Here is a 14,278-nt window from a genome sequence, read left to right on the forward strand (position 1 = left end):
GCCCCCTTCGCGACCTTCCGCCTGTGGCGGCGTATGAAGCTGTGGGAGCTGCGCTCCTACGACGAGGTCATCCGGGTCGAGCAGGAACGTCTCGTGTACCGGGCGCGCCTGCGGGCCCGCTACGGCCGCGCCTGGCGCCGCAAGGCCCCGGTCGAGTCCCTGATGCCGCTGCGGTTCACCCGTTACGGCATCCCCCTGACCGAGACCGGCCCTGCAGGCCTGGCCGCAGCCGGCATCGAACTCCCCGCCGTGCTGGAGCGCACAGCCATCGAGTCGGCCACGCCCGAGGCGATCGGGGAATCGGTCGTACGGCAGCTGCGGCCTGAAGCGGAGCCAGTTCCCGAGCGGATCGTGCCGGCGCAGACCGCAGCCGCCAACGAGGCACCGACCCGCCGAGTCACCATCACTGTCGCTGTCCCCGAAGCCAGTCCGGAGCCGGAGCCGGAAGCGCCCGGCCCTGCGCCGCTGCCCACAGCGAAGGAACCGGCGCCCGCCAAGGGCTCGCTCCCGCAGCTCACGATGGTCGACCGTTACTACCGCGTCTGGGATGAATATCGGCGCGCACACGGCCTGGCCATCACCGACGACAAACAACTGACCGACAAGGTGCTGTCAGCTCACCTCGCCACTCTCGGGATGACAGGCCGCGGCGGTGCCCCGGTCAGCCCTTCTACCCTGCGCCGCTACCTGCCCGCGTTCCGGATCTACGCCGTTTGGCTCGACCACCTGGAGGGCGAAGGCGTCGCCCCGGACGAGTACCTCCTGGCGCAACTGCTCACCGCGCGCGGGATCGTCGCTCAGTACGGCGCTATCTACACGCCCGGCAAACTCGAGTCGTTCGTGGCGGACTTCCCACGCCGCCGTGCTGCACTCGCGGCCGACCAGATGCTGAGCGACGCCTGATCGTCGAACACGCCTTGGCGGGTGTGGTGTGGCCGCTCGCGGGGGCATGACGGACACATCGGGGTAAGTGTTGTGTAGCGACGGGGCAAGCCCTGCTCCCCGCGTCAACGCCGCCTTGGCCCGCGACTGCGAACACTGCCGCGGATGGGGGACCATCGTCACCGACCTCGGCCGCCACGAACGCTGCCCACGCTGCCGACCCGCGGTCGAGCAATAGCCCCCGTGAGACGGTCGGGCAGGTCCCGGAGCCGTGAACGTGGACGAGAGCACGCCGGTGGTAGACCGCGCCATCGACGGTGCCATCGACGGTGCCATCGAGTAAGCCCCGCAGAACCTGGCGCTGTCGTGTGTAGTCCTCGGGGAGCTCGATGGGCTGGAGCACTCCGGTGACTTCAAGCCGCAGTGCGGCGACCGTCACTTTCCTCCCTGCTCCGGAGCTATGCTGATCGTCAGTGGGTGTCGGCCGCGTTCCCCCGTCGCGGTCGATACCCGCTCTGCGTTCTGGTCAGGCGCTCCCAGGTGTGGCCGCCAGGCCCCCGGACTCTGCCAGTACCGCGGCGATGGCGTGTTCGGTGCGGGCGTCAATGGTGATGTCGTAGGCCCGGGTGACATCGGTGACCCGGGCCACTGCTTTCCGGGCCCCTGCGTGGTTGCCGACGGCCTGCTCGATTGCCATCCAGTCGCGGTAGAGGATCTCAGCGGTCTCATCGATATCCAGGCCTCGCAGTACCGCGCCCCGGGCCGCGTCCCAGTCCGGCGCTGCGCCGGTGGTGTGCCAAGCGGTGAGCGTGTGTGCGACGTCGACGATGCGGGACAGCATCTCCTGCTGCACCGATACCGCCCACGGGTACTCCTGGCCGTCGAACGGGCGGCCTCGTACCAGTGCGAGCGCGGCCTCCAGATTTGCCATGCCTGCCTGGGGCCCGGCGACCAGGCCCTGGGTGGCGAGGTCCTGGAAGGTGGCCCAGTCCGAGCGGACCGACGGGTGGAAGGAGTACCCGCCCTTGGGCCGGGGCAGGTACGGCTCTCCCTGCGGTGTCGAGCCGAGGCGGGCCCGGATTTCCGACAGCCGGGACTGCAAGGTGTGGGTCGTCCATGGCGAGGCCGGGTCCATGGCCCTGCACAGTGCGTCCGCGTTCCGGCCGGGCTTGAGGTAGATCAGCGCGGCGAGGGCCTCCAGCCGCGGGCCGTGTCCGGAGCCGGTGATGCCGGACACCTGAAGCGAGCCGAGGACCTTGATCTCAGGAGCCGGCGGTCGCGCATCCTCGGCCCCTTGACCTGTGCCCGCCAGGCCGCCTGTGGCGAGGGTGCCGTCGAGGTTCGCGTACTCCGCAGCGGAGCCTGCGGCGAGTGGCCCGGTTGCCTTGACCAGACGGATCCGGCCGGGGTTGGCGGTGGCGAGCAGGGCCGGGAACGGGCTGGCTGCCGCGGTGTCCGTACTGGTGTCAGCGATCGGGTGCAGCAGAACCGGGTGCGGCGCCGACCGCGGCGTTGCTGCAGTGTGGTCGTGGTCCTCGGCGAGCTGCCACGCCCCCGTCGCGCGGGTCGCGGGCCGGTCGGCGACGTTGAGAGTGTGGACGAGTTCTCGGTACTGCTGTTCTGACAGACGCTGTACCTCGACAGACTCAGCGGACAGATGCGGTAGCGCTACCGCGGTGTCCAGGGCGGCAGGAACGGTGCCGGCACCTGGGAAGGCCTGCCGGGTCGCCGGGGTCTCGGGCAGGACCACGGTGACGGGCAGGTGCCGCGCGGCGGCGATCGCGTCGGCGAGCTGCCAGACCTGCTCGGGCTCGACGTCAGGTGCGCAGACCAGGATCCACGGCAGCGGCTCCACGGCCTGGTCCTGGCCGTGCTGATACACCTCCACCAGCAGTGCCCCGAGGTCGGAGACCACCGACGGCAAATGCGGCATCGCCCGCAGCCGTCCCTTCGGCAACAGTCCGGCGAGGCGGCTTCCCAGGCCCACGGTGAGGACCTCGGTGTGGTCGCTCCACGCACTGGTGCCCGCCTCCAAGGCCAGCGCCCGGGCTACGGCCAGTACGTCGCCTGGCGTCCCGTCCAGGAGTAGCCCACCGGCGTGGAAGAGGTTGATGAGGACCAGGTCGCCTGATGCGGCGGCGCCGATGGTGATCAGCCCCGGATACGGTGCCGGAACCTGTCGGGCCTGTTCCGCCAGCAGCAGCGGCAGGCGCCCGTCGAGCACCCACACCCCAGTTGTGGAGCTCGGGGTGAACGGCGAAATGGGATCGGCCTCGGGGTCGTCGACGACCAGGTGTACCGCGCCAGCCGCCGTGACCCGTGCGCCCTGCACCGTAGGCAACTGGTGGCCGCCCTCGGCCGCATGGTGAGCCAAGGTACGCAGCACGGTGTCCAGCAGTGCGACACTGGCCGGCTCGCCGGTGGCCTGCAGGACCTGCTCGGTCCGGGTCGGGTCGTCGTCGATCGCGATGGTCTCGCCCGCCCGGCGCCAGCGCTGCTGCAGAATCCGCCGCACCCCCAGAGCACCTGTCAGCAGCGCAGCGAGCAGCGCCCCGACCCCGGCCGCCAGCACGACCGGCCGCTCACTATTGGACTCCTGCGCGGTGCCAGTTCGCACTGCCGGGGCCAGCCCTGCTGACGCCGAGGACGACGGCAAGGACGGGGACGTGGGCGAGGCGGCAGACGCCGTTGCCGCGGACGGAGCATCGGACGGCGGCGCCTCATACGTGGGGGCGGCGGTCGGTGTGGCTGCTGCGCTGGTGGTACGTGTCGGCCGTGCGTGGCCAGCAGTTCTTTCGGGGGCTGTGGTCTGGTCCGGTTGCAACGGATCTGCCTCCCCTGGCGGGCTTGTCGGCAGCTCCTTCTTCGTGACCGGCGACGGCGTCTCGGTAGCGGTGGAGGGTGCCGCCTGCGGTGTCGTGGAGGGGGTCGCCAGGCGGTCGTGCTTGCTCGGAGCGCGGTCGTCGTTTCGCGGCGGGGTGCGGTCACGGGACTGGTTACGGTCGTCGTGCTGCGGGCCAGCGGCAGCGTCCTGGTCCGAGGCGGGGAGGTCGAGGTGCTGGCCGGGGTAGATGAGGTCGGGGTCGGTGAAGTGGCGGCCGCCGGGCTGGGCTTCGCCCCGGTTGATGCGGAAGATGGCCGGGTAGCGGTCGGCGTCACCGAGCTCGGCTTCGGCGATCTGCGACAAAGTGTCGCCCGACCGCACCGTGTACGGGGCAGGCCCGTCTTTCTCGACGGCGCTCCAGCGGCCGCCCTGCGCATGCGGACTGGCGGGCGCGGCGTCGCCGGGCAGGAGCAGCACCCAGCCGGGTCGGATCGGATCCTCGGCACGGAAGACGGTGCCGTCGGTCATGGTGCGGCCATCGTTGAGGTGGGCAATCTCGTCCCACCGGTAGCCGTCGCCGAGCCGGTCGTTCGCGATCGACCACAGACTCTCTGCCGGTCGGACCGCCCGCACCGTATGGGTGACAGCGCCGGCGCGCTCCACCGGGGCGGGGGCGTCGAGTCTGGAACGGTCATGAACGCCGTGTGCCGGGGTCTGCGTGGCGGCCGGGGTGACGGTGACGGCGTGCGCGGGGGTGGGGGAGGCCAGGGCCGTGTTGGTGGGAAGCGCGACCAGGATGGCACCGACCAGAGCGGCGGCTGCGCGCTGGCCTACCAGCAGTCGCAGCCTAGGTGTGGTCCGGCCGCGCAGTTGAGCTGGGATCTCGATGGCGACGGCGGCTGCGAAGCCTGCCCACCCTGCCCAGCCGGCCACCGCGAGGGCGAGCAGGAAGACCTGTCCGGAGTCCTGCGTGGACAGCAGATTGCCCAGAGCTTGGATGCCGGGCGTGGCGACGATGGTGCTGCCCCACCACAGCAGCATCGGCAGGCCGAGCAGGAGCGTGGCGAGCAGCAGAACACTCCCGGTCACGCGCAGGACCGTCCCGGCGGCGGCACCGTGGCGAGTGGGTGGCCTGCGCGATGGACGGACAGCGGGGCTCTGCGGCATGGCGGGTGGCCCTTCTCGTGGGCTATTCGGGCTGGTCGACGCCGTGTAGTAGCGTCGCGGTGCCGTGGCCGTTGACATCCATGGAGCCGATGCCGATCACGGGCAGGAACCGGGTGGGGTAAGTGGTGTCGACGACGACGGTCAGCTCGCTGCGGTCCGGCGAGACGGTCACGGTGCCGTGGACGCCTGCCTGCCGCAGGTACTCCGAAGCGGCGGCCTCGGCGGCTGCGGGGTCGACGCGGATGGCGGTGCCGGTGACAGCGTCGGCGGGATCGAGGGCTTGGCCGCCGGCGCGGGCGGCTTCCAGCGCGAGGGCGTCGGCGCGTTCGGTGGCACGCAGCTTTCCGCCGCCGTCCAGGACCAGCCCGGCGATCGCGAGAAGCGCCACGGTGCAGATCGCGACGAATACCGCGACCCCGCCCTGGTCTCCCCGCCGCAGGCGGCGCCCAGCTGATCCGAGCATGGCCCGCGTCATGCGTCCTGCCTGGCGCGGAAAGCATCCACGACGCTGGTGAACGAGCTGGTCAGCGTCTTGGTTCCGGGAGCTCCCGGCAGCAGCAGATCCGACAGGTCCACGGTGCAGCGGACAGTGACGGTGACGTAGCCGACCTGGCCGACTGGCACAGACAGGCCCGAGGCGTCGACGTCCACGTCGGTGCTGGCGCAGTGGACGCCTTGGTCTTCCAACGAGCGGGTGGCAGCGTCGGCGGCCGCGGACTGCGCGGCGAGTTGGGTGCGTTCCAGCGACGCGGCGCGGGCGGCGTCCTCGGCGGCCGCGTCGGCTTTTCCGCCGGAGACGGTGAGGCGTCCGGCGGCGATGGCCAGGCACAGAAACGCGATCAGCAGCGGCGTGACGATCGCGGCCTGGATCGCCTCACTGCCCCGGTCACCCTGCACCCGTGCTCCGGCCCGCAGCGTGCCCCACACGGAAGTCCAGGTCATGGTGTAGTCCAGCGTTCGCGTGGGCTGGTGGCGGACTGGGTGACGCGCAGGCCTGCGATGCCGGGCAGCAGCGACGGGGCGGTGCCCGTCACGGTGACCCGTACGGACTCCGTGCCGCTGCCGGCCGTGCTGACGGACGGGTCACGGAGGCTGTCCCCGGCGATCCGGCGGAGGGCCTCGCGTGCTCGGGGGGCGCCGTCGGTGTCGGTGGCCCGGTAGGTACGGGCGGCGGTGACGCCTTCGCGGGCGGCGGCCAAGGCGATGTTGCGGGCGTGGAACCACATGCCGGCCTGTACCACGGCGAGCGTGAGCAGGATGACGAACGGGAACACGATCGCCATCTGAATCGACGCCTCGCCCAGGTCACCACCGCGCTTGGCCGCGGCCGCCATCCGTCGTGCAGTATGTACCGTGCTGCTGCTCGTTCCCGTTGTCCTGGCCATCGGCTTGTCAGATCCCAGTGAGCAAGCCGTTGTACTTGCTGACGATGATGCCGATCGTGCCGGCGATGGCCAGGGCGCCGCCGACGGCGGCGACCCAGATGATGACGGTGGTGATGGAGATGTCGCCGCGGTCGCTGCCGCGGGCACGACCCTGCTCGAGGCGGCCGCGCACCCACAGCACAGCGGTGGTGGCAGCGCGAGTGAGGGGATTCATCGTCGGGCGCTCCTTCGGCGTGTGGTCAGGTCGTGAGGATGCGGATGACCGCGGGGAAGGCGATGAGGAGCATGACCAGCACCGCCAGCAGCGCGCCGGGGGCGGTCATCTTCTCGCTGTTGGTATTCGCCTCCGCGGCCTGCGCGGCGAGAAGCTCCGTACGCAGGTTCCGCGCGCGGGCCCGCAGCGTGGCGTAGACGGCGGCACCGTCGTCGGTGGACTGCCGCATGATCGCCGCGAGATCCGCCAACGCCGGCAGGTCCAGTTCGGCGGTGAGCCGGGTCAGGCTCTCCCAGTGCGGGACCTTGTCCACTCGGGACTGCATCAACGCCTGCTGAATCCGGGCGAACGCCCACCCCTGTCCAACCTGCGCGGCCTGCTCCAAGGCCTGCTCGGCGGAAACGTTCCCGGCCCGGCGCAACGCGACCAGGTCCAGGTAGGCGGCCATGGCATGCGCGAACTCCTCCCGCGCCCGCCGTGCCCGGTCGCGCAAGGCGAGATCGGGCGCGAACCACAGCACCGCGGCGAACAGCACGCCGACCACGGCCGGCAGGTAGAAGGGGAGTCCGAGCAGCAGCAGCGGAACCCCCGCCAGCGGGGGCACCAGCAGCCCAGCGGCGGCGAGCGCGGTCTTGGTGAGCAGAAACCGTCCCGGCGACGTCCCCACGAGCGCAAGATCCCGCCGGGGAATCCGCACCCCGGGAACCGTGCCGAGGTGGTCGACCAGCCACGCGCCCCACCGCTCGTCCCGGTTGGCCGACTCCAGCTCGGGGGCCGGGGGAGCGGGGTGGTTCATACGCTGCAGCGCCGGGCCCAACGCGGGCGCGGGCTTGAGGAGTTCCTTGACCAGCAGCGCCATCCCGGCGCCGACCGTGGCGCCGGCCAGCAGCGCACCCACCGGGATCACCACGCCTCCATACCGGCCGACCTGGACAGGCGGTGCCTGGGCTCCACCTCACGGTACGAAGGGAGAGGGAGCGTCAGCGCCGGGGCGGTGACGCGGCTGCGGGGGTCGGCGATCAGGAAGCGCGGCACCGGGTGGTGGTCGGCGAGCTGCCGCATCCACACCAGCACCGCCACGAACCCCGCGGCCAGCAGTGCCAGCACCAACTGGCCGAGCAGGGAACGGTAGGGGGCGGTGTAGCCGGGGATGAGGAACCCGAAGACGACCACACCGAGGGTGATCAGGGTCAACCACCGTACGGCGGTGCGAGGCTTGGCCCGGTCCGCTTCGATCTGCCGCCGCTTGGCGACCTCCTCGTGCACCGACGCCGCCAGGTCGTCCAAGGCCTGCGCCAGCCCAGGCCCGCGATCGGCGGCGGACAGGACCAGGGCGGCGACGACCTTGTCCGCGGTGACATCGTCCAGCGCGTCACCGAAGACGCGCAGCGCGTCGCCCGGCCGCCAGCCGACAGCGAGCCGGTCGACCAGGTCGCCGACCTCGCCCGCGATCGGCTCCGGCACGCCCCTCCCGGACAGAGCGAGGGCTTCGTCCAGGCCGCGGCCCAGTCGCAGCACGTTCGACAGCCGCTGTGTCCAGTCCCCGAGCGCCTCCAGCCGGCCGATCCGAAGGCTCGCGCCCTTGGTAGGGGCCAGCAGCCACGGCACCCCGGGCACCGCCAGGAGCACCAGAACGCCGGCCACGAACACCCCGGTCACTGCCCACACCCCGGTGCCCGCAGCGGCCCCGACAACGAGCCGGGTCCGGCGCTGCTCCAGCGCCCGGCGCCCGACACCCGCGGAACTCGCGGCCCGCAGCCGGGACCACAGTGACAGGCCCGCGGGGGCCTCGGTGCCGGTCACACCGACGACGATGCCGACCAGCCCGGCGACCAATGCGGCACCGGTGATGCCCCACAGCAGCAGCCCTGTGCCGTTCATGAGGCATCCCGTATGAGCAACTGCAGCTGGGCAGGCCAGGTGCCGGCCGACTCGTCCAGGAGCCCCGGGTCGAAGCCGGCACGCCGCAGATCGTCGATGCACCGCGGGTGCCTCAGTGGCAGGGCCCGGGGCTCGTCCCACTCCTGGCGCGGGCCGAAGACGAGGTTCGTGTCCGGTCGGCCGCCCTCACCGATGCCGGTGACCTCCAGCACGTGGGAGACGAACCGGTGCCGGTGCCCGCCGATGCGGGTCTCATCGATGGACGCGACGAAGACGATGAAGTCCAGCCCGTTCGCGGCCTGCCGGTACGCCAGAGCCTCGCTCATGTTCGCCTGCGCCAGGAGATACAGCTCGGCGATCCGGTCGAACACCACGCCCGGGTGGATCGCGTGCAAGGTGCTGAGGTTGCCACCCTGCCCGTTGGTCATGGCCTGCAGCATCGCCACGATCTCCGGCCCGCGAACCTCACCGACCACGATCCGCGCCAGCGACATGCGCAGCGCCCGGTACATCAGGTCCATCAACGTGATCTCACCCGCGCTCCGGCCGTCGACCCGCTCACCGTTGGACTCCCGAGCCTCCATCGGCACGACCTGCTGGTGGAAGCCGTTCTCGTGCGCGAACAGCTCGTACTCCGTCTCCAACGTGGCGAACCGCTCTTGCGGGTCGATCTCCTTGAGCAGGGCCCTCAGCAGCGTGGTCTTCCCGGCGGCCTGGCCGCCCACGACCATGACGTTCTTCTCCGCCCGCACAGATGCGGACAGGAAGGCCTGCAGCGTGGTGTCGAGCATGCCGCGCTGGACAAGTTCGGTCAGGTCGGCGTGGCGCATGGAGTGCCGGCGGATCGTCACATAGGTCCCCGGAGTGACGTCGATGACCGCCTGCAGCCGCGATCCGTCGGCCAGCCGCAGCGCGAGGAACGGGTCCGCGGTCGACAGGCTGCGCTCCGACTGGCCGGTGGTGCGGCGCGCGAGATCGCGCAGGAGCTCGCGGAGCTCTTCGTCGGAGTCGGCGACCGGCGCGACGTGGGCGCGGCGGCCGTCGGTGAAGTCCAGCACCACGGTGCGGTAGCCGTTGATGAAGATGTTCTCCACCGCCGGGTTGTCCAGATGGGCTTGGAGGCGGCCGGCGCGGAACTGCAGATCGAACACTGCCTGGGCGATAGCTGCGTCCTCCGTCGGCGACGTCGCCAGACCCCTCTTCACCGCTTCGGCGTCCGACCAGATCGCGACCTGCTCATTGACCAGCGCCCGGCCCTGCTGCTCCTGCGCGGCCGCGGCCATCCCGGGACGGGCACGCAGGAGCTCACCGAGCCGCTCACCGACCTCCTTCTTGATCAGCCGCACCGCGGCGTAGTCGACTATGCCCGGAGGCCGGGGCATGGGACCCCGCGGTGCCGGACGTAGCGGACGCACCCCAGCGGCGGGACCGTCCGACAACGGACCGGGCTGGTGATGCACAGGTTCAGCGCGCACTGGTCACCGCCCCTCCCTCGAGGGAACCCCGCGCCGGGACGGACAGGCGGGCCCGCCGGGTGGCGACCAACTGCCGGATCCGCGTAGTCGCCGAGCGGGCCGCCCGCATCAGCTCCAACACCTCGAACTTCCGTGGCTGCTCGACGCCGTCGGACAGCACCGCGGCTTCCCGCGGCCGCCACGGCAAGGTGGCGACGGCCTCCACACCCAGTTGTCGCTGGACTTCGCCGGCGGGGAAAGGACCGCCGTCGACCAGCAGCAGACGCACCTCGGCCGTGGTGCCGAGCTGTTCGCGCAGCGCGGCGAGACGGACTTCGGCGCTCTGCAGCCCGCGCAGGGTGTTCCGGGCGACGAGCAGCACCACGTCGGCGCGCTGCGCGAGGACCTGCGAGGGGCCGAAAGCGCCCCGCCGACCGAGATCGACCAGCACATCATGGGCGTGGGCTTCAATCCCGGCGAACATCGCCGACAGCGGCTTCCACACGGGGCCCATCGAGGAGGCGTGTGCCGGGTCGTACAGGCCCGGCAGGACCAGCCGGTCCCGGGTACCGGCGTCGGTGACATCGACCAACTGCCGCCAGAACGCCTCACCAAGCTGACCCTGACGTGCCGCGAGCGCGAGGTTCCGCAGTCCGTGCGCACCACCGAGGGTCCCTTGCAACGCTCCGGGCAGGATCGCCCCGCCGTCCGGGTCGCACTCCGCCAGCACCACCCGATGCCCCACCTCCAGCGGCCAGGTCAGCAGCAGCGCCATCGCCATGGTGGTCGCTCCGGGCGCGCCGAGGCCTCCGGCCAGCGCGATGACCGCCATCACGAACCGTCCCGGGCGACCACGACCAGGGCGACGTTCCCCGTGGCGGTCTGCGCGGCCAGCGCGGGCCCGTCGGTGGCAGGCACGGCCACATCGACCACCACAGCACCCGTGGCGGCTGCGGGCCGCCCGACCGCGACGACCTTCGCCGACAACGTCACCGGTGACGTGCCGCTTTCCGCCCCGGCGCCGTTGGTCGCGCTTCGGCCTGGTGCGGCGTTGGGATCGGGGGTGGACACGATTAGCACCTTCTCCCCGGGCACCAATGGCGTCGCCGGAAGCTGGGATGGCTTCACGCTCACCCCGACCAGCTGCTCACCGGGCCCGATCAGCGACCGGTCCGTGACCTGGGACGGCGCGAGCAGCGATCCCGCCTTCAAGTCGCTGGCGGCGCGCTGACCGACCAGGGCACGGGTGCGGGAGGCGTTCACCGACTGCACGGCCGGATCCAGGGCGATCGACGCCGTGGCGAGGTCGGCCTCGGTGATGCGGGAGCCGACCGGCACATCGCGCGCGACCACGACGACCGCGGTGCGGTGACCGGAGCTGGAGTACAGCACCGCCCCGGAGAGGCCCCCGGCGGCGATCAGCGCGACCGACAGGGCAATCAGGCCGGGGCGGCGCCGGCGTTGCCGAACCATCCGCGGTGCAGCGACCGGCCCGGTCGACGGCCCCGCTGGGGTTGTCGGCGCGGCCGCGGCCGCGGAGTGCTGGGAGACGGATCGAGTGGTGCTGCTCATGAGGGTGCCTCCTGTGTGGGGAGGTCAGCGGGTCACTGGCCGAGGACCTGAACTTCGCCGACGCGCAGCTGGACCTGGGAAGAGCGGGTCGTGGTCAGGTCGCCGCGCTGGCCGCCGCCGGCCCAGTGCACGTCCCACGTGGCGGTCGCGGTCACCCAGAACACATCGCCCTTACCACCGTCGGACGCCGTGGCGTAGCGATAGCCGCAGTCCGGGGATTCCTGCGCCCCAGCCGACTTCTTGTACGGCGTGCCGGCACCGCAGGTGACGGTGTGACCGTCACCCATGTCCCACACGATCTGCGAGACCTGCGCGGTCGCCGTCACCGTCACGCCGCCCGCGGTCACCGACTCCACCGCCGGGCCCCAGGTACGAGGGCTGGTGCGGTTCCACAGCCACACCGGCATCCCGACCACACCCGTCTTGCCGGGCTCGGGCACGATCCCGATGTCCGGACCGTCGATCGGCAGCCGCTTGACGGCCTCGGCGGCGAGCTGGGCCGGGTCGACACCGCCGTCCATTCCCGGCGGCGGGGCGGCCCGCCACTGCACCGGCGGCCCCTCATCGGGACAGTACGCGTCGTAAACGGCGCCGTCACCGGGCTTGTGACCCTGCCAGGCCGGATCCCTGGCTGGCGGCTGCGGCTCCATGACCTTGAAGTAGCAGTTCGCGCTCCACCACCCGATGTCCTTCAGATAGCAGGGCACCTTTACGTCCTGCAGCGTGTCCACGCACCGCCGGGATGAATGCCCGCCGGAGCGCTGACCGCCGGGCGTGGTGCTGCCGGACTCGCCGGGCACGGTCACCCCCACCTGGCAGGACCCGCGCGACGGGCACACGACCCCGGTGTCCGCGACAGCAGGGCTCACTGCCGCGATCGCAAGACCGCCCGCGATGGCGAGAGCGGTCAGCGGCCGCCTCAGCACGACTGGTCCCGGGCGGCAGTGCTGTCGGTGACCACCCACCGGGTCCCGATCGTGCGAAGCTTGGAGTTCACCACGTACCGCTTGGCCTGGTTCGGCGCGGCGACGCTCTTGCCGGTCGTCTTCTTCACCGGCGTCCACTTCGTGTCGTCCCAGCACGCCGTCAGCGCGGCGCGGTGCGGGGTCACCGATAGGTCCACGGTGGTCTTGATGACGGAGAAGGCGGGCTTGCCCTTGGTGACGACGTCGTTGGCCCGGTTGATCAGCAGCGTCTTCTTGTCGTCAGCGAGGACCTGACCGGAGGCGTAGTGTTCGATGCCGGTGCCCTCGAACGTGGCCTTCGCGAACCCGGCGGTCTCCGCGTTGACCAGGCCCTGGAACGCGGCAACGACCCGGTCCTTGGCCGCTGCCGTCGGGTCCGCTGAGGCCGCGGCCGCCTTTGACACGGTCGACTTGGCGGAGGCGGTGCTCGATGCCGCGGTCGGCTCGGCGGAATCCTTGTCGCCGCCGCAGGCGGCCAGCACGAGCATCCCCACGAACGCGGTGGCCACCACTGCTGCACCCCGCAAGGCCCGGCGGGTCTGACGATGACGCTGGTCGGTGGTGCTCGGCACGGGACGGCCCCCCTGACATCGGCTGCGAAACCTTGGGCGACGCCCGACGCTGACGCGCACTCACCGGGACGGTGCTCCCGGGACAGCAGTGCATCATGCGAAGGGTGCCGCGGTGCGACATACGACGCACCGTACGGCGCCAACTCACCGCCTCCAATGGGGATCATGAGCATACTGACCCGCTCCATGCGCCTTTGTCCTTGTATGCGGGACGGTGAATTTTCACGGCACGTCACCACTGATTTCAGTGAGTGAAATCGAGGCCGGGTCGCGGCGTCCCGCCGGTCCGGCAGGGGCACTTGCTGGCCCGGCCGTCCTCACCGGTGACCCAGCCGTAGTCACAGCTCCCGCAGTACGTCACCGGTCCGGCGGGCGCCGCGGGCGGTGACCAGTGCTCCAGGTGCCGTTCCAAGTCCAGCCACGTCGGCTCCCGGGCCATGTCGACGGCCGCCTGCACCAGGAGCTCCTCCGCCGTGCCGGCCGCAGCAAGCCGCGCAGCGACGCGGGCCACCCGCTTGTGTCCCAGGACCGGAACCGGGTGCCCCCTGCGACGCCGAGCTTCCGCCCACGCCTCGGCCACGCGATCCCCGGCTGCCCTGGGGTTCACCAGAACGGGACCTGCTGCCTACCTACCGGTCCGCTGGCTCGAGCTCTCCACTTCGAGGCCCGGTGAGGACGGCATGGGCACCGCCGAGAGTTCGCGCCTTCCTGGCAGGCTCCCGGTCTCTCTCCGGCACCGCCGCTGCGGTGCCACCCGATCGAGAGGAGAGAGAAGTCACTCCCGTCTTGTACATGAAGTCTTAGTTCTTTGACCGACGGGCCGCCGACCGTCGGCTCACCGACCGCCGGAAACCCGTCACTCGGTCCCACCTGGTGATCTTCGTCGTTTTGGCTGGTCACCACCGAGTGACGGGATCCCGTCACTCGGTTCTCCCCTCCAACGGCCGACTCGTCCCCTCCGTGATCACCCGGCGACTGCGCCGTGGCGCTGCGAGGGTCGAGCCACACGGGTTCCACCCGCACCGCCCGCGCATCCGGCACTTCGGCGAGCAGCCCATCGACGTCATCGCGGGTGAAGGGCAGATCCGCCACGTGGAACTCGGTGCGCCACGTTCCGCTGGCCGTCTGGATCTTCAGCTTGACGATGTAGCCGCAGGCCACCAGGTTCCGCATCGCCTTGGTCAACGCCTCACGTCCAGGCCTGCGCCTTGCCGCCAGCGAGGCGACGGTGAAGTCCGCGCCGTCCGGATAGCGCAGCGCCACGGCGAGCAGCCCGACGTCCAAGACGCTCAGCCGCACATCGTCGACGGCCCTGTTGTCCAACGCCACGAACCGCGGCGGCCGGCTACGCAGCTTCTTCAT

14 protein-coding genes and 1 pseudogene are annotated in these 14,278 nt (G+C 71.3%); 1 reads left to right on the forward strand and 14 read right to left on the reverse strand.

Going from position 1 to position 14,278, the window contains the following annotated elements:
• Nucleotides 1-903 (forward strand): annotated as a pseudogene (locus AB0F62_RS26470) (hypothetical protein); the annotation flags it as partial.
• A 505-nt stretch (nt 904-1,408) separates the two neighbouring features.
• Here AB0F62_RS26470 and AB0F62_RS26475 read toward each other — a convergent pair.
• The 14 genes from AB0F62_RS26475 to AB0F62_RS26540 form a co-directional block, all read right to left on the reverse strand.
• Complete coding sequence (locus AB0F62_RS26475) at nt 1,409-4,795, reverse strand: LysM peptidoglycan-binding domain-containing protein (protein ID WP_361804045.1); 3,387 nt, start codon at nt 4,793-4,795, stop codon at nt 1,409-1,411.
• Between the two features lie 100 nt (nt 4,796-4,895).
• Entirely contained in the window at nt 4,896-5,336 is a 441-nt protein-coding gene (locus tag AB0F62_RS26480) for a hypothetical protein (protein WP_361804048.1), read from the reverse strand.
• An 8-nt stretch (nt 5,337-5,344) separates the two neighbouring features.
• Nucleotides 5,345-5,815 (reverse strand): TadE/TadG family type IV pilus assembly protein, encoded by a 471-nt coding sequence (locus AB0F62_RS26485; protein WP_361804051.1) that lies wholly within the window; start codon nt 5,813-5,815, stop codon nt 5,345-5,347.
• Entirely contained in the window at nt 5,812-6,207 is a 396-nt protein-coding gene (locus AB0F62_RS26490; protein WP_361804054.1) for a TadE/TadG family type IV pilus assembly protein, read from the reverse strand. The genes AB0F62_RS26485 and AB0F62_RS26490 overlap by 4 nt, the downstream gene beginning before the upstream one ends.
• 58 nt (nt 6,208-6,265) lie before the next feature.
• Nucleotides 6,266-6,472, reverse strand: coding sequence for a hypothetical protein (locus tag AB0F62_RS26495; protein WP_361804057.1), 207 nt, complete (start codon nt 6,470-6,472; stop codon nt 6,266-6,268).
• Nucleotides 6,473-6,497: 25 nt separating this feature from the next.
• Nucleotides 6,498-7,379 (reverse strand): type II secretion system F family protein, encoded by an 882-nt coding sequence (locus AB0F62_RS26500; RefSeq protein ID WP_361804060.1) that lies wholly within the window; start codon nt 7,377-7,379, stop codon nt 6,498-6,500.
• Nucleotides 7,376-8,353 carry a type II secretion system F family protein gene (locus AB0F62_RS26505; RefSeq protein WP_361804063.1) on the reverse strand — a complete coding sequence of 326 codons (978 nt, stop codon included), beginning with the start codon at nt 8,351-8,353 and terminating at the stop codon, nt 7,376-7,378. The genes AB0F62_RS26500 and AB0F62_RS26505 overlap by 4 nt, the downstream gene beginning before the upstream one ends.
• Nucleotides 8,350-9,735, reverse strand: a complete 1,386-nt coding sequence (locus tag AB0F62_RS26510) for a CpaF/VirB11 family protein (protein WP_361804066.1) — start codon at nt 9,733-9,735, stop codon at nt 8,350-8,352. The genes AB0F62_RS26505 and AB0F62_RS26510 overlap by 4 nt, the downstream gene beginning before the upstream one ends.
• A gap of 82 nt (nt 9,736-9,817) precedes the next feature.
• Complete coding sequence (locus AB0F62_RS26515; protein ID WP_361804069.1) at nt 9,818-10,639, reverse strand: hypothetical protein; 822 nt, start codon at nt 10,637-10,639, stop codon at nt 9,818-9,820.
• A complete protein-coding gene (locus AB0F62_RS26520; RefSeq protein WP_361804072.1) occupies nt 10,639-11,379 on the reverse strand; it encodes an SAF domain-containing protein in 741 nt (246 codons plus the stop codon). The genes AB0F62_RS26515 and AB0F62_RS26520 overlap by 1 nt, the downstream gene beginning before the upstream one ends.
• A 32-nt stretch (nt 11,380-11,411) precedes the next feature.
• Entirely contained in the window at nt 11,412-12,110 is a 699-nt protein-coding gene (locus AB0F62_RS26525) for an ATP/GTP-binding protein (RefSeq protein WP_361804075.1), read from the reverse strand.
• Nucleotides 12,111-12,298: 188 nt separating this feature from the next.
• On the reverse strand, nt 12,299-12,916 hold the full coding sequence (locus AB0F62_RS26530; RefSeq protein WP_361804078.1) for a hypothetical protein: 618 nt from the start codon (nt 12,914-12,916) through the stop codon (nt 12,299-12,301).
• A 244-nt stretch (nt 12,917-13,160) separates the two neighbouring features.
• The gene (locus AB0F62_RS26535; RefSeq protein ID WP_361804081.1) at nt 13,161-13,427 is read right to left on the reverse strand and encodes a hypothetical protein; all 267 of its coding nucleotides are present in this window, start codon (nt 13,425-13,427) and stop codon (nt 13,161-13,163) included.
• Between the two features lie 92 nt (nt 13,428-13,519).
• Complete coding sequence (locus tag AB0F62_RS26540) at nt 13,520-14,278, reverse strand: hypothetical protein (RefSeq protein ID WP_361804084.1); 759 nt, start codon at nt 14,276-14,278, stop codon at nt 13,520-13,522.

Origin of the sequence: Streptomyces sp. NPDC026673 (genome assembly GCF_040638135.1) — a bacterium.
Lineage (GTDB): Bacteria > Actinomycetota > Actinomycetes > Streptomycetales > Streptomycetaceae > Actinacidiphila.

Bases quoted from the DNA above. Each gene is read 5' to 3' on its own strand.
- AB0F62_RS26480 (WP_361804048.1), bottom strand. From the start codon at position 5,336: ATGCTCGGATCAGCTGGGCGCCGCCTGCGGCGGGGAGACCAGGGCGGG.
- AB0F62_RS26485 (WP_361804051.1), bottom strand. From the start codon at position 5,815: ATGACCTGGACTTCCGTGTGGGGCACGCTGCGGGCCGGAGCACGGGTG.
- AB0F62_RS26490 (WP_361804054.1), bottom strand. From the start codon at position 6,207: ATGGCGGCCGCGGCCAAGCGCGGTGGTGACCTGGGCGAGGCGTCGATT.
- AB0F62_RS26495 (WP_361804057.1), bottom strand. From the start codon at position 6,472: ATGAATCCCCTCACTCGCGCTGCCACCACCGCTGTGCTGTGGGTGCGC.
- AB0F62_RS26505 (WP_361804063.1), bottom strand. From the start codon at position 8,353: ATGAACGGCACAGGGCTGCTGCTGTGGGGCATCACCGGTGCCGCATTG.
- AB0F62_RS26510 (WP_361804066.1), bottom strand. From the start codon at position 9,735: ATGCCCCGGCCTCCGGGCATAGTCGACTACGCCGCGGTGCGGCTGATC.
- AB0F62_RS26515 (WP_361804069.1), bottom strand. From the start codon at position 10,639: ATGGCGGTCATCGCGCTGGCCGGAGGCCTCGGCGCGCCCGGAGCGACC.
- AB0F62_RS26520 (WP_361804072.1), bottom strand. From the start codon at position 11,379: ATGAGCAGCACCACTCGATCCGTCTCCCAGCACTCCGCGGCCGCGGCC.
- AB0F62_RS26540 (WP_361804084.1), bottom strand. From the start codon at position 14,278: ATGAAGAAGCTGCGTAGCCGGCCGCCGCGGTTCGTGGCGTTGGACAAC.